This window comes from Oceanimonas aquatica, assembly GCF_030732065.1.
GTDB lineage: Bacteria > Pseudomonadota > Gammaproteobacteria > Enterobacterales > Aeromonadaceae > Oceanimonas.
This window is the reverse complement of record NZ_JAVBHX010000006.1, coordinates 180,201-194,107: the sequence shown is the minus strand read 5'-3', so window position 1 is coordinate 194,107 and position 13,907 is coordinate 180,201. Positions and strand designations below refer to the sequence as shown.

Sequence of the window (13,907 nt, the reverse complement as noted above, 5' to 3'; positions counted from 1 at the left end):
GTGCTCCTAAAAGTTCACCGTGGCGTGAATGGCGTCCAGAATCTTGTACTGATCGGGCATATATTCCTTTTCCAGTGCCAGCGGAAAGGGCGTATCGAGCCCGCACACCCGGGCGATGGGGCTTTCCAGATACAGAAAACAGCGCGCCTGTACGGTGGCGGCGATCTCCGCGCCCACGCCACCGGTGAGCGGCGCCTCGTGGCTGATAAGCAAGCGCCCGGTCTTGAGCACGGAGGCCACCACTGTGTCTTCGTCCCAGGGCAACAGGCTCTGCAGATCGATCACCTCGCAGGAAATGCCTTGTTTTTCGGCCAGCTCCGCCGCCTTCAGCAAATAATCCATCTGGGCGCCCCAAGCCAGCAAGGTGATGTCGGCCCCTTCCTGCAGCACCTCGGCCTGGTCCAGGGGAAGCTGATAATAGCCCTCATCCACTTCGGCCACCGCCGCCCGGTACAGACGCTTGGGCTCGAAAAAAATCACCGGATCCGGGCAGACGATGGCCGCCAGCAAGAGCCCCTTGGCCTGCACCGGCCCGCGCGGCACCACCACCCTCAGGCCGGGCGTGTGCACAAAATAGGCTTCCGGCGACTGACTGTGGTAATGGCCGCCTGCAATGCCGCCACCGTAGGGCGTGCGTACCACCAGCCCGCCCACATTGAACTGGTTGCCGGAGCGGTAGCGAAACTTGGCGGTTTCGTTCACCAGCTGATCAAAGGCAGGAAAGATGTAATCGGCGAACTGAATTTCCGCCACCGGTTTCAGCCCCTTTGCCGCCAGGCCGTTGGCAAAGCCGACAATGCCCTGCTCGGTCAGCGGAGTATTAAAGCAGCGGTCTTCGCCGTATTTGTCCTGCAGGCCACTGGTGGCCCGGAATACACCGCCAAAGTGACCTACGTCTTCACCAAAACAGAGCACCCCCTTGTCTTGTTCCATGGCCAGATCCAGGGCGTTATTGACCGCCTGCAACAGGTTCATCTGCTTCATCACCGTCCCCCTCCCTGACCGACGGAATAATGTTCCGGGTGGACGGTTGTCTGCCGCTCCAGTTGCTCGAGCTGACGTTCAAGGTATGCCGGCGGACTGGCATACACGTCTTCGATAATGCTTTCCAAAGGTGGTCTGGGACGCTGCTCGGCCAGCTTCATGGCCTCCAGTATTTGCCGGCGCAGTGCATCCGTCTGGCGGCGGTCGTCCTCTTCGTTGAGCCAGCCCTGATGTTGCAGCCACAGCCGGTAGCGGCCGATGGGATCCCGCTTGCGCCAGCGCTCTTCTTCCTGCTGCGAACGGTAGCCGCTGGGATCATCCGACGACGAATGTGCCCCCAGCCTGTAGGACATGGCTTCAATCAACACCGGCTGAGGCTCTTTCAGCATCAGCTCCCGGGCCTGGCGCGTGGCCTCATACACCGCCAGGGTGTCGGCCCCGTCCACCCGCAGGGTGCGAATGCCATAGCCCACGGCACGACTGGCAATACCATCCCCCACAAACTGCTCGCTGGCCGGCGTGGAAATGGCGTAACCATTGTTGCGGCAAAAGAAGATCACCGGGGTTTTCAGCACCGCCGCCATGTTGAGGCCAGCGTGAAAGTCTCCTTCCGAGGCCGCCCCTTCGCCGAAATAACACAGGGTAATGCTCTGCTCGTCCGCCAGTCGCTGGCCGTAGGCAAAGCCCGTGGCCTGAGGAATTTGTGTGGCCAGGGGGGAAGAAATGGTCATGAAGTTGAGTTCACGGCAGCCGTAGTGCACCGGCATCTGCCGGCCCTTGCCGAGATCGTCGGCGTTGGAAAACAGCTGGTTCATGAATTGATCCAGGGTAAAGCCCCGGTGCAACAGGGCCCCCTGCTCCCGGTACTGGGCCAGGATCATGTCCTGGGGCGCCAGTGCCGCAGCACTGGCCACCGCCTGGGCTTCTTCCCCCAGGCTTTGCAGATAAAAGCTGATGCGCCCCTGGCGCTGGGCCGCCAGCATGCGCTCGTCCAGCAGCCGGGTGGCCACCATGCTGTGATACATGGCCAGCGCCCGGTCTTTGTCGAGCTCCGGCGCGGTAGCATCGGCATAAAGATGGCCGTCGTCCTTCAGCAGCCGAAAGGTGGGAATGGTCAGGCCGTGGCCGTCCACGAACCGGACCCGGTGCACCATGGTAATGGTGGCGTTGTTGGGATTGGTCATGCCGCCCTCGCAGTCCAGACTGGAACCTCGTCGCTAAGTCTAGTCGAGGGGCCCGGACCGGGCTTAAAACGAAAAAAGGCAGCCCGAAAGGGCTGCCAAAAACGAGATGGACCTTGAAATATTGTTGTTGTGCGGTTACCCGGCTCAGATGTTTTCGAACTGACCCATGGTGTTGTCTTTACCGCCGGCCTTGAGGGCGGCGTCACCGGCAAAGAATTCCTTGTGGTCGTCACCGATGTTGGAGCCGGCCATGTCCTGGTGCTTGACGGTGGCGATGCCCTGACGGATTTCCTTGCGCTGTACACCCGCCACGTAGGCCAGCATGCCTTCGTCGCCGAAGTAACCCTTGGCCAGGTTGTCGGTGGACAGGGCCGCGGTGTGATAGGTCGGTAGAGTGATCAGGTGGTGGAAGATACCGGCTTCACGGGCGGCGTCACGCTGGAAGTTGGCCGTCCACTCGTCGGCCAGCTGGGCCAGTTCGGTGGTGTCGTAGTCGGCGCTCATCAGCTTGTCGCGGTCGTAGGCGGACACATCCTTGCCTTCGGCAGCCCAGGCGTCGAATACCTGCTGACGGAAGTTCAGGGTCCAGTTGAAGGACGGGCTGTTGTTATACACCAGCTTGGCATCGGGCACTACGGCGCGAATGCGGTCAACCATGCCTTTAATCTGGCCGATGTGAGGCTTCTCGGTTTCAATCCACAGCAGGTCGGCACCGTTTTGCAGGCTGGCAATACAGTCCATTACCACGCGGTCTTCACCGGAGCCGGCCTTGAACTGGAACAGACCGGAGGCCAGGCGCTTGGGACGAACCAGCTTGCCGTTCTGCTTGATGACCACGTCGCCGTTGGCGATGTCGTCGGCGCTTTCAATCACGTCGCCGTCAATGAAGCTGTTGTACTGGTCACCCAGGTCGCCCGGCTCGTTGGTCACGGCAATCTGCTTGGTGAGGCCGGCACCCAGGGAATCGGTACGGGCCACGATGACACCGTCGTCCACACCCAGTTCGAGGAAGGCCAGACGCACGGCGTTGATCTTGGCCAGGAAGTCGGCGTGAGGCACGGTCACCTTGCCATCCTGGTGGCCACACTGCTTCTCGTCGGATACCTGGTTTTCCAGCTGAATACAGCAGGCACCGGCTTCAATCATCTTCTTGGCCAGCAGATAGGTGGCTTCGGCGTTACCAAAACCGGCGTCGATATCGGCAACAATCGGCACAATGTGAGTTTCGTGGTTGTCGATCTGGGCTTCGATTTCCTTCACCTTGGCGGCGTCACCGGCGTTCTGGGCATCTTCCAGAGCGCGGAACAGGTGGTTCAGCTCCCAGGAGTCGGCCTGACGCAGGAAGGTGTACAGCTCTTCAATCAGGGCAGGCACAGAGGTTTTCTCGTGCATGGACTGATCCGGCAGCGGGCCGAACTCGGAGCGCAGGGCGGCTACCATCCAGCCGGACAGATAGAGGTAGCGGCGCTTGGTGCTGCCGAAGTGCTTCTTGATGGAAATCAGCTTCTGTTGACCGATAAAGCCGTGCCAGCAGCCCAGAGACTGAGTGTATTGCGCCGGATCCGCGTCATAGGCGGCCATGTCTTCACGCATGATTTTGGCGGTGTACTTGGCAATGTCGAGGCCGGTCTTGAATTGGTTCTGCACCCGCATGCGGGCGGCGTGTTCGGGCTTAATGGCACCCCAGGTCGGGTTCTGCTTAATCAGAGTGGCCAGGGTATCAATCTCGTTGGCGTATGGCATGGTTCCAGTCCTGTCTTGTTGTTGTTGAGCAATCGGGTCTCAAACAGTTACACATCCCTGTCAAACCAGCGTTCAACACCGCCGTTCGGCTGGCTTGGCAGTACATCTTCTTCAATTTTTGTTTTTATGTTGCGGCTTTGCAGCTCGCTTCCGTTTGTCTGGCTTGTTACAGCAAAAAGGTTTTACCGAACAGTTGCCGCTTTCTTCTGCGTTGCGGTGTGACTATTACGTTGCGCAAAAAAACAGGTTCGATCAAGATCCAATTTAACTAAAACACAACACACATCACATAACCCGGCTGGCCTAAGACTAAAGCATAACTGGCTCTAAATCGTTGATAAAAGCCACTTCCACTCCCTCTAAAGAACACCACCAGAACCTTAAAAAGTAATTTAAAAACGTAATAAATAAACACAAAACCAAAAAAGGTTGGAGCTGAATAAAACCTTAAGCTTAATATATTCCCTCCCGGCCTAATCGCCCTGCTCCCGCTTATGCCGGGACCTTCACCCGTTTCACGATATTTTTTTGCGACTGCAAAAAAAGCACGACGGATAATCCGGATGGCACACCGGAAGGCCCCGATGTTGTTTTGTTAGTGTCGAAGGCGAAAACGGCCGCCAGCCGCCATGCAGGCGCAACTGTGCCGCAAAAGCCCCAGAACAAGGCCTGTCAGAAGAAATAAAAAAGTATTATTCCCGGAAAGGTAGCCGGGGGGCTTGCCGCCTTAACGATTGTTAAAAGCAATCAATTCAATAGAAATGAATGACTTCACCAAACGAAGAGCTTTCCCTAACATGAGCAGCGTTCGAAACACACATACACACAGAGAAACAAAAAGGAGCTGTTCATGGCTGTTTCCATCAATACCGAAATCAAACCCTTTACCGCTGACGCTTACTTCCAGGGCGATTTCGTCAAGGTCACCGAGGCCGACCTCAAGGGCAAGTGGTCCGTGGTGTTCTTCTACCCGGCCGACTTCACCTTTGTCTGCCCCACCGAGCTGGGCGATCTGGCAGACCACTACGACGAGCTGCAGAAAATGGGCGTGGAAGTGTTCTCCGTATCCACCGATACCCACTTCACTCACAAAGCCTGGCACGACAGCTCCGAGACCATCGGCAAGATCCAGTACTACATGGTGGGCGACCAGACCGGCACCATCACCAACAACTTTGGTGTCATGCGTGAAGGTCAGGGCCTGGCCGACCGCGCCACTTTCATCATCGATCCGCAGGGCGTCATCCAGGCCATTGAAGTGACCGCCGAAGGCATCGGCCGCGACGCCGCCGACCTGGTACGCAAGATCAAGGCAGCCCAGTATGTTGCCGCTCACCCGGGTGAAGTCTGCCCCGCCAAATGGCAGGAAGGCGAAGCCACTCTGGCCCCGTCTCTGGACCTGGTCGGCAAAATTTAAGACCTGAACGCACTTCCCCGGCCCGCGGCGATAACTTTCTTATCCGGTCGGCGGGCCGGTTTTTTTGTACATCACATTCAGCACAGGACACGCCCATGTTAGATACCAATCTTAAAAAGCAACTGGACACCTATCTGCAGCACATCGTCTCGCCGATAGCGATCAGCGTGTCCGGTGATGACACCCCGAAATCAAAGGAATTGCTGGAGCTGGCCACTGAAATCAGTGAGCTGTCCGGCAAGATTGAACTCATGGAAACCCGCGCCAGCCGTACACCGAGCATGGGCGTGGCCCCGGCCGGCCAGACCCCGCGGGTCAGCTTTGCCGGCATTCCCATGGGTCATGAATTTACTTCCCTGGTACTGGCCCTGCTGCAGGCGGGGGGACACCCGTCCAAGGCCGACCCGGCGTTGCTGGAGCAGATCCGCAACCTGGAAGGCGAGTACCATTTTGAAACCTATATCTCCCTGTCCTGTCAGAACTGCCCGGATGTAGTGCAGGCGCTTAACCTGATGGCGCACCTGAATCCCAACATCACCCATGTGATGATTGACGGCGCCCTGTTCCAGGACGAGGTCAACCAGCGCCAGGTGATGGCGGTACCCGCCGTTTACCTGAACGGTGAGCATTTTGGTCAGGGCCGCATGAGCCTTGAAGAAATCGTCGGCAAGCTGGACACCGGCGCCGCCGAGCGTCAGGCCGCCACCCTGAATGAACAGGCTCCCTTTGACGTGCTGGTGGTGGGCGGTGGCCCCGCCGGTGCCGCCGCCGCCATTTACGCCGCCCGCAAGGGAGTGCGCACCGGTCTGGTGGCCGAGCGCTTTGGCGGTCAGGTGATGGACACCATGGGCATTGAAAACTTTATTTCCGTGCCCTACACCGAGGGCCCCAAACTGGCGGCCAGCCTGGAGCAGCATGTGAAAGAGTATGACGTGGAGCTGGTTACCAACCAGCGTGCCGCCGGCATTCAGCAGCGCGAGCTGATTGAGGTGCCGCTGGCAAGCGGCGCCGTACTTAAAAGCAAGTCGGTCATTCTGGCCACCGGCGCCCGCTGGCGCGAGCTGAACGTGCCCGGCGAGGCTGAATACCGCAACAAAGGCGTGGCCTACTGCCCCCACTGTGACGGTCCCTTCTTCAAGGGCAAGCGGGTGGCCGTGGTGGGCGGTGGCAACTCCGGCATTGAAGCAGCCATCGATCTGGCGGGCATTGTCGAGCACGTCACCGTGGTGGAATTTGCCGACAGCCTGCGGGCCGACGAGGTATTGCAGCGCAAGGCCCGTTCCATGGGCAACATAGACATCATCATGAATGCCCAGACCACCGAAGTGCTGGGTGACGGCAGCAAGGTCACCGGCATGCAATACACCGACAGGGTCAGCGGTGAGAGCAAGCGGCTGGACGTAGCCGGCATCTTCGTGCAGATCGGCCTGGTACCCAATACCGAGTTCCTGAAAGGCTCGGAAGTGGAGCTGAGCCGCTTTGGCGAGGTGATCATCGATGCCCGAGGCGCCACCTCCCTGGACGGCGTGTTTGCCGCCGGCGATGCCACTACCGTGCCCTACAAGCAGATCATCATCTCCATGGGTGCCGGCGCCACCGCCGCACTGGGGGCCTTTGATCACCTAATTCGCTCGTAAGAGCGTGAGGGGTGAGGCGTGAGGCGATGAAGCTCCTCACACCTTACTCCTCACGATTTTTTCAGCCTTTCTGCAATTGCGCCTTGAGGTTGGGCGGCGTGCCCTTGATGGTGAGGGTGTCGGTGGCCGGATCGTATTCAATGCGCTCGCCCAGCAGCTTTTGATCAAAGCTGATGGTCAGGCCGCCCCCCGAGCCCACGTACTTGGTCAGCCCCTTGAGTGACGAGCGGTCCACCGGAAAACGCTCCTCCAGCTCATATTCCTCGCTGACAAACTGGTAAAAGTCGAGATCGTCGTCGCTGCCCAGCTCCGCCGACAGCTCGCGCAATTCCAGCTCTTCCCCTTCCTTCAGCTGCTCCCGGCAATACTTGCTGATGGTGGCCTTGCTTTCTTCCCGCTCTTCCTTGCTCAGCTGGCGGGCCTCGCAATACTCGTCCACCGCTTTCATCAGCCCCTGGCTCTGAACCTTGGGATCCATGCCCTCGACACAGGACAGAAAGTTGAGAAAGAAGTCCGACACCTTGCGTCCGGCCCGGCCCTTGATAAAGGAGAAGTAACGCTTTGACTCGGGCCGGGTCTGCAGCTCGGTGAGATCCAGCCGCGCCGCCAGCTGCATGCGCCCCAGATCCAGGTAGCTGGCCCGGCTGACGTCCAGCTTTTCGGTGACGGTGACGCTGTCCTTATTGTCGAGCAGGGCAATCAGCAGGTAGCGGGCACCCAGCCACTGATAACGCACACACAGCAACACACCCTCTTCCTGCATCTCCAGCCGGTTCAGCTCGCCCAGCAGCCGCTCGGCGGCCTGATGGGAAAAAGACGCAAAGCCCAGGCTCTGATCTTCCATGCGCCGCACCAGATCACGAAAGCCGGTGTCCTCGTCGCTGAAATAGCCAAACACCTTGCCGGCCTTGGTGTTGTATATATGATGCAGCTCGCTCATCAGCTGCGTCACCGCCGGGCCCGTGGCCAGCTCGTCGTCGCGCTTGGCAAGCTCGGTCTGCCCCTGCTCATTTAAAAACAGGGAGTGCACTATGATGTGTTCGATGTCCAGGCTCATGTCAGATTGCCATAGAGTTGCCGAATAGGGTGGGGTATTATAGTCGCCCTGTTACCAAGTTAAATGATTGAACGCCCATGCCTGTTATTTCCAAGTACGACAAACAATTCGACCAGCTGCTGAGCGAGCTGGAAGCGGTGATGGACAAGCACCAGGCGCCGGCGGATCTGCGGCTGATGGTTCTGGGTAACCTGGCCACGCATATCATCAATCATCAGATTGCCCCCGGTCAGCGCAAGGCCATTGCCGACAAGTTCGCCAGTGTGCTGACTTCATCCGTCGATACACAAAAAGGGGCGCACTGAGCGCCCCTTGATTCACCGAGATCCACCACGCCCATGGTTGAAACCGGCCCCCAGTTCCGCGACAACGTCTCCCGCCTGATCGGCTGGGGCCACTGGTTTGTGTTTTTCAACATATTGCTGGCCATGGGCGTGTCCACCCGTTACCTGTTCGCGGCCGGCCTGCCCGATACCGCCGCCGGCATTGGCTACATGCTGGTAAGCTGGGTCGGGCATTTTGCCTTTCTCACCTTCTGTACCTACCTGCTGACCCTGTTTCCGTTGACCTTTGTGTTTCCCAAACTCAGGGCGGTGCAGTTTCTGGGGGCCGGTATCGCCACCGGCGCCCTGACCCTGCTGCTGGTGGATACCCAGGTGTTCAGCCTGTTCGGCTTTCACCTCAACCCGGCGGTATGGCGGCTGTTGCTGGATCAGGCCCAGGCGGAAGGGGCGCCGGGCTGGGGCTGGCTGTTTGCCTGGGTACCTGTGTTGTTTGTGCTGGAGCTGTGGCTGGGCACCTGGCTGTGGCGCTGGAGCCCGCGCCGCTCCCGCCGGCTGTCGCGGCCGCTGACCCTGCCGCTGCTGGTGTGCTTTTTTCTGACTCACAGCGTGCATATCTGGGCCGACGCCACTCTGTATACGCCCATAACCCTGCAAAAAGCCAACTTTCCGCTGTCCTACCCCATGACCGCCAAGGGCTTTTTGATCCGCCAGGGCTGGCTGGATGAAGACGAATACCGGGAGCGCTCGGAACAAGTGGCCGACAGCCCGCAACAGCGGCTGAATTATCCGCTGCGGCCGCTGTCGGTGCAGCCGCCGGTGCAGGCACCCAATATTCTGCTGGTGGTGGCCGACGGCCTGCGGGCCGATCAGCTTGACCACATCACCATGCCCAACCTGAGCCGCTTTGCCGCCCGGCACCTGCGCTTTGACAATCATCTCAGCGCCGGCAACCGGCCGGAGCCGGCGCTGTTCAGCCTGTTCTACAGCCTGCCCGCCCACTACCGGCGGGAAGCGGAGCTGGAACGGACGGCCCCGGTACTGATCGATGAACTGCAGCGCCAGGATTACCGTATTGGCCTGTTTGTCAGCGGCGGCACCGACTCGGCCCTGTACCGGGATGCCATTTTCACCACATTGCGCAATCCGGGCATGCAACCGGCACCGGGGGGCGCCGAGGGCGATCGCCAAATGCTGGGCCGCTTTGCCGGCTGGATGAACCAGCAGCCCGATGACCGGCCCTGGTTTTCCTACGTTTATCTCGATGCGCTCAACTCGCTGTCGCTGCCCGAGGGCATGCGCGGCCCGTTTCAGCCGTCGCTGGAGCGGCTGAATCCCGCCGACAGCTACCGGGCCGAGCAGCACGACGCCCTGCTTAACCGCTATCGCAACGCGGTGTTTTACACCGATCAGTTACTGGGTGGCCTGCTGGGCCTGGTACGCGGTCTGGAGCGGGATACCCTGGTGGTGGTGACCTCCGGCCACGGCATGGAATTCAACGACAACGGCAACAATTCCTGGGGCTTTGGCAACGGCTATTCGCCGGCTCAGTTACGGGTGCCGCTGGTGATGGCCTGGCCCGGGCGCGACGCCCCTCAGCGCTTTGACCACCCCACCAGCCACCTGGACCTGGCCCCCACCCTGCTGCAACAGGCGCTGGGAGTGAGCAATCCGCTGCGCAGCTACGCCAGCGGCCAGTCGCTGTTTACGGCGCGCCCGAACCGCTGGCGGCTGGCCTCGGACGAAGAGGAATACGCCATTTACCAGAACGGTGATATTACCCTGTTCAACCGGCGCGGCGATTTACAGTTGCTGAATGCCGCCGATTACGGTGAGCGGGAAGGAAACAATCCCGAGCTGACCCTGCTGATGCAGGTCATGAACGAGCTGAACCGGTTTCAGGGGAAGTGATTAGGGATTAGGGATTAGGGATTAGGGATTAGGGATTAGGGATTATCGGTTACGATTCTCTATTCACCAGTCCCTGTTCCCTGCTTTTAGTCCAGCACCCGGCGGGCCTGCCAGTAGCGGCTGCGCCAGTAGACATTGTCGAGTCTGGAAATGGTCACGCCCACGCTGGATGAGGCATGGGCAAACCTGCCATTACCGATATACACCCCGTTGTGACGCGTGCTTCGGCCGGTGCGAAAGAACACCAGATCGCCGGGGCGCAATTCGTTCCGCTCTACTTCCCGTCCCAGCAACACCTGCTCGCGGGTGCTGCGCGGCAGCGACATGCCAAAGGCTTCCTGATACAGGGTCTGAGTAAAGGCGGAGCAGTCAATGCCCTGCTCGCTCTCACCGCCAAAGCGATACGGCACGCCACGCCAGCGCTGATACACCTGCTGCAGATCACTGACCGAGGCCAGCGTACGCTTGGGTTTGGCGGGACCGGTGCTGATGCTGTAAGTCAGGGAAGAGGACGGCTTTTTGCCAGTCATCCTTTTGCCTGACTCGGGACTCGGCGTACTGCTGCATCCGGCCATCACAAGCAGACTGCCGATAACAATGATATGTTTGATCATATGAACAATGGCAACCGAAGAATGGGCTTCAGCATAGTCCAGTTTCTGCGTATTTTGCAAAGCGAAAAATGAGCGAAAACAACGATATTGTCGTCGAACTTCTGATTTGCGACGCCGTGGCGATAAAACCGCCACAAAGCGCCGATAAAACACTCTCTTTGGCAGAGCGCCGGCGCCTTGACAGCATCACCAATGTCACTCAGGCCCGGCTGTTTTTGCTGGGGCGCTACCTGTTGCGCCAGCGCCTGAGTCAGTTGCTGCACCATGATCCTGCCGCCTTCGATATCAGCCTGAACAACCGGGGCAAGCCCGAGCTGGCCAGCGGCGACTGGCAGTTCAATCTGAGCCACAGCGGCTCCCTGCTGGCCCTGGCGCTAAGCCCGCGAACGGCGGTGGGCGTGGATCTGGAAACCCGGCGACTGGACGCCCCGCGCATCGCGCGCCTGGCCGGACGTTATCTCGCCGGCGCCGAGCAGCGCCGGCTGGCCAACAGCCCTCACCCGGCCCATGACTTTCAGCAGTTGTGGACGGTAAAGGAAGCCGTGCTCAAGGCCGAGGGCGGCGGCATTGCCAACAACCTCGACCGGGTAGAGTGGCACCCCGGCCAGCCTCGGGCTCGCTTTAACGGCCAGTGTTACCGGCTGTTTCAGGGCAGGCTGGCCGATGCCAGCCTGACCCTGGCGGTGGCCGGTGAACACAGCCGGCTGCGCCGGCTGGAGCTCGCCGATTGCATGCCGGCGCTTGAAATCACCGGTCCGCAACCCAATCTAGCCATAAACCCCTAAAGAGGCTTTTCAATGATCGTCGATATCACGGTAGAGAATTTTCAGCAGGCGCTGATCCAGGCATCCATGGACAAGACGGTGGTGATTTTCTTCCACGCCGAGCAGGTGCCCGAGTGCCAGCCCATGAGTGGCCTGGTGGAGCAGCTGGTCGGCGCCGACAACGGCCATGTGGATCTGGCCCGGGTGGACGTGGCCGATCCCCAGTTGCAGAGCCTGGCCGTACAGCTTGGCCTGCAGGCACTGCCGGCGCTGGTGGCGTTCAAGGGCGGCCAACCGGTCGATATGCTGGAAGGCCCCCAGGACGAAGCTGCCCTCAAGGCGTTTATCAAGCCCTATCTGCCCAACGAGGCCGAGCTGCTGCTGGATCAGGCCAAGCAAATGCTGGGCATGGATCCGAAAGCCGCCTATGGCCTGCTGCAACAGGCCCGGGCGCTGGAAGACACGCCGGCCATTCGCCTGACCCTGGCCGAAACGGCCCTGGCGCTGAACAAGCTGGAAGAAACCCAGCAATTGCTGGAGACCATTGGCATGGCGGATCAGGACAGCCAGTATCAGCATGTGCTGGCCCGGCTGGAGCTGGCCCGGGAAGCTGCCGACAGCCCCGAGCTGCGTGAGCTGGAGCAGAAGCTGGCGGCCTCCCCCGACAATCTGGAGCTGAAGGAAGAGCTGGCGGTGCAGTATTTTCAGGCCGGCCGCCAGGAAGAAGCACTGCAGCTGCTGACCGAGATCCTGCAACAAGACCTGTCGTTTGGCGAAGCCAGAAAGCACCTGCTCGACATGCTCACCAGCATGGGCGCCGATCCGGTGGCCTCCCGTTATCGTCGCAAGCTGTACAGCATGCTGTATTGATATCGGTGAGGGGTGGGGGGTGAGGCGGCTCCAAGCCGCCGGTATTTTTCTCCTCTCTCCTCACACCTTTCCCCTCACTTTCGCTCCCTCACCACATCACCAGCTGGCACCGATCACCAGCACCACCAGCAGCGGGCAGATCAGCCGCACATACCAGGGCCAGATGCGCCAGAAAGTACTGCCGGCCAGTTCCGGTGTACCCTTCACCAGCTCCTCAAACAGACTGGCCCGGCCCCACATCCAGCCCCCCAGTACACAGAAACCCAATCCCACCAGCGGCTGAATATTCTGGGTAGACAAGCGAATGACAAAACCGAACAGGGCGCCGAAATTCAGGCAGATCACCACACTGAACAGCGCCAGTGCGCCGCCCAGCAGCCAGGTCATCAGCGGCCGCGGCGCCTGAAAGCGCTCGGTGGCATAGGACACAGGCACTTCCAGCATGGAAATGGAAGAGGTCAGGGCGGCAATACCCATCAGCACGAAAAACACCAGCGCCATCAATAGACCGATGGGGCCCATGGTGTCGAACAGGGCCGGCAACACCTGGAACACCAGGGTGTCGCTGCTCAGCAGGCTGCCGTCTTCGCCGTAGATGGTGACGCCGTTGTGCATGGCCACAAACATGGCCGGCAAAATCACCAGGCCCGCCAGAAAGGCCACGCCTGTGTCGATCAGGGTCACCTGAAAGGCGGTGGCGGGAATACTTTCCTGCCGGCTCAGATAGGAGCCGTACATCAGCATGGAGCAGCCGCCGATGGTGAGCGAGAAAAAGGCCTGGCCCATGGCGCTGATCAGCAGCTGGCTGTCCATCACCTTGCTGAAATCGGGGATCAGATAATGGCGCAGCCCTTCCAGGGCGCCGTTCTGAGTAAGGATGTAGCAGAACAGCAGTACAAACAGCAGGAACAGGGCCGGCATCAGCCGGGCCGACCAGCGCTCAATACCCCGGCGTACTCCGGCCTGCACCACCAGTATGGTGAGCAGGTAAAACACCAGGGTCCAGAGAATGTTGCGGCCCAGACCAAAGGCCTCGAGCCAGTCGGTGGCTGCCTGCCAGCCCAGCATGCGGGTGATGCTGGCGGCCAGAAAGGCCAGCAGCCAGCCCGCCACAATGGCGTAAAACGACAGCACCAGACTCGGCACCAGCATGCCGGCGTAGCCCACCAGAGACGCAAACCGCTGTTGCAGCGGACCTTTACCCAGCTTGCGCACCGAGTCCACCGGGTTGGCCTGGCCATGACGGCCAATGGCCACTTCCATCACCAGCATGGGAAAAGCCAGGATCAGCACCAGCACCAGGTAGGCCACCAGAAAGGCGCCGCCGCCGTTGCTGGCCGCCTGGGTGGGAAAGCCCCAGATATTACCCAGGCCCACCGCCGCGCCCGCGGCCGCCATGATAAACCCGAAGCGGGAAGCGAAATGTTCTCTCACTCTGTAGTCCT

At 60.0% G+C, this 13,907-nt stretch carries 12 protein-coding genes; 6 read left to right on the top strand and 6 right to left on the bottom strand.

Annotated features, from left to right (window positions below):
* Positions 1-6: 6 nt before the first annotated feature.
* The 3 genes from Q9290_RS10565 to Q9290_RS10555 all read right to left on the bottom strand — a co-directional run bounded on the left by Q9290_RS10565 (position 7) and on the right by Q9290_RS10555 (position 3,911).
* A complete protein-coding gene (locus Q9290_RS10565; RefSeq protein WP_306079669.1) occupies positions 7-984 on the bottom strand; it encodes an alpha-ketoacid dehydrogenase subunit beta in 978 nt (325 codons plus the stop codon).
* Positions 984-2,168: a thiamine pyrophosphate-dependent dehydrogenase E1 component subunit alpha gene (locus tag Q9290_RS10560; RefSeq protein WP_306079613.1), complete on the bottom strand. Its 1,185-nt coding sequence runs from the start codon at positions 2,166-2,168 to the stop codon at positions 984-986. Before Q9290_RS10560 ends, Q9290_RS10565 begins: the two co-directional genes overlap by 1 nt.
* 144 nt (positions 2,169-2,312) lie before the next feature.
* Positions 2,313-3,911, bottom strand: coding sequence for an isocitrate lyase (locus Q9290_RS10555; protein ID WP_306079612.1), 1,599 nt, complete (start codon positions 3,909-3,911; stop codon positions 2,313-2,315).
* Between the two features lie 850 nt (positions 3,912-4,761).
* On the opposite strand from Q9290_RS10555, the gene ahpC reads away from it, so the two are divergent.
* Both ahpC and ahpF read left to right on the top strand, forming a co-directional pair.
* Positions 4,762-5,328, top strand: a complete 567-nt coding sequence (ahpC, locus tag Q9290_RS10550) for an alkyl hydroperoxide reductase subunit C (RefSeq protein WP_306079611.1) — start codon at positions 4,762-4,764, stop codon at positions 5,326-5,328.
* 95 nt (positions 5,329-5,423) lie between these two features.
* Positions 5,424-6,965 carry an alkyl hydroperoxide reductase subunit F gene (gene ahpF / locus Q9290_RS10545; protein WP_306079610.1) on the top strand — a complete coding sequence of 514 codons (1,542 nt, stop codon included), beginning with the start codon at positions 5,424-5,426 and terminating at the stop codon, positions 6,963-6,965.
* 61 nt (positions 6,966-7,026) lie between these two features.
* Here the strand turns inward: ahpF and yejK are convergent, their stop codons facing one another.
* A complete protein-coding gene (gene yejK, locus Q9290_RS10540; protein ID WP_306079609.1) occupies positions 7,027-8,022 on the bottom strand; it encodes a nucleoid-associated protein YejK in 996 nt (331 codons plus the stop codon).
* A gap of 77 nt (positions 8,023-8,099) precedes the next feature.
* Between yejK and Q9290_RS10535 the strand changes: the two genes are divergently transcribed.
* Together Q9290_RS10535 and Q9290_RS10530 are read left to right on the top strand one after the other, a co-directional pair.
* Positions 8,100-8,327 (top strand): YejL family protein, encoded by a 228-nt coding sequence (locus Q9290_RS10535; RefSeq protein WP_107851616.1) that lies wholly within the window; start codon positions 8,100-8,102, stop codon positions 8,325-8,327.
* A 33-nt stretch (positions 8,328-8,360) separates the two neighbouring features.
* Positions 8,361-10,214, top strand: coding sequence for a DUF3413 domain-containing protein (locus Q9290_RS10530; protein WP_306079608.1), 1,854 nt, complete (start codon positions 8,361-8,363; stop codon positions 10,212-10,214).
* A gap of 86 nt (positions 10,215-10,300) precedes the next feature.
* Here the strand turns inward: Q9290_RS10530 and Q9290_RS10525 are convergent, their stop codons facing one another.
* Positions 10,301-10,744 carry an NlpC/P60 family protein gene (locus Q9290_RS10525; protein WP_306079607.1) on the bottom strand — a complete coding sequence of 148 codons (444 nt, stop codon included), beginning with the start codon at positions 10,742-10,744 and terminating at the stop codon, positions 10,301-10,303.
* Positions 10,745-10,896: 152 nt separating this feature from the next.
* On the opposite strand from Q9290_RS10525, the gene Q9290_RS10520 reads away from it, so the two are divergent.
* The gene (locus Q9290_RS10520) at positions 10,897-11,613 is read left to right on the top strand and encodes a 4'-phosphopantetheinyl transferase family protein (RefSeq protein WP_306079606.1); all 717 of its coding nucleotides are present in this window, start codon (positions 10,897-10,899) and stop codon (positions 11,611-11,613) included.
* A 12-nt stretch (positions 11,614-11,625) separates the two neighbouring features.
* Complete coding sequence (locus tag Q9290_RS10515) at positions 11,626-12,462, top strand: tetratricopeptide repeat protein (RefSeq protein ID WP_306079605.1); 837 nt, start codon at positions 11,626-11,628, stop codon at positions 12,460-12,462.
* 96 nt (positions 12,463-12,558) lie between these two features.
* On the opposite strand, the gene Q9290_RS10510 is transcribed toward Q9290_RS10515, so the two are convergent.
* On the bottom strand, positions 12,559-13,896 hold the full coding sequence (locus Q9290_RS10510; protein ID WP_306079604.1) for a sodium-dependent transporter: 1,338 nt from the start codon (positions 13,894-13,896) through the stop codon (positions 12,559-12,561).
* Between the last annotated feature and the right edge of the window lie 11 nt (positions 13,897-13,907).

Coding starts and splice junctions, on each gene's coding strand:
- Q9290_RS10565 (WP_306079669.1), bottom strand. CDS start 984: ATGAAGCAGATGAACCTGTTGCAGGCGGTCAATAACGCCCTGGATCTG.
- Q9290_RS10560 (WP_306079613.1), bottom strand. CDS start 2,168: ATGACCAATCCCAACAACGCCACCATTACCATGGTGCACCGGGTCCGG.
- Q9290_RS10555 (WP_306079612.1), bottom strand. CDS start 3,911: ATGCCATACGCCAACGAGATTGATACCCTGGCCACTCTGATTAAGCAG.
- ahpC (WP_306079611.1), top strand. CDS start 4,762: ATGGCTGTTTCCATCAATACCGAAATCAAACCCTTTACCGCTGACGCT.
- ahpF (WP_306079610.1), top strand. CDS start 5,424: ATGTTAGATACCAATCTTAAAAAGCAACTGGACACCTATCTGCAGCAC.
- yejK (WP_306079609.1), bottom strand. CDS start 8,022: ATGAGCCTGGACATCGAACACATCATAGTGCACTCCCTGTTTTTAAAT.
- Q9290_RS10535 (WP_107851616.1), top strand. CDS start 8,100: ATGCCTGTTATTTCCAAGTACGACAAACAATTCGACCAGCTGCTGAGC.
- Q9290_RS10530 (WP_306079608.1), top strand. CDS start 8,361: ATGGTTGAAACCGGCCCCCAGTTCCGCGACAACGTCTCCCGCCTGATC.
- Q9290_RS10525 (WP_306079607.1), bottom strand. CDS start 10,744: ATGACTGGCAAAAAGCCGTCCTCTTCCCTGACTTACAGCATCAGCACC.
- Q9290_RS10520 (WP_306079606.1), top strand. CDS start 10,897: ATGAGCGAAAACAACGATATTGTCGTCGAACTTCTGATTTGCGACGCC.
- Q9290_RS10515 (WP_306079605.1), top strand. CDS start 11,626: ATGATCGTCGATATCACGGTAGAGAATTTTCAGCAGGCGCTGATCCAG.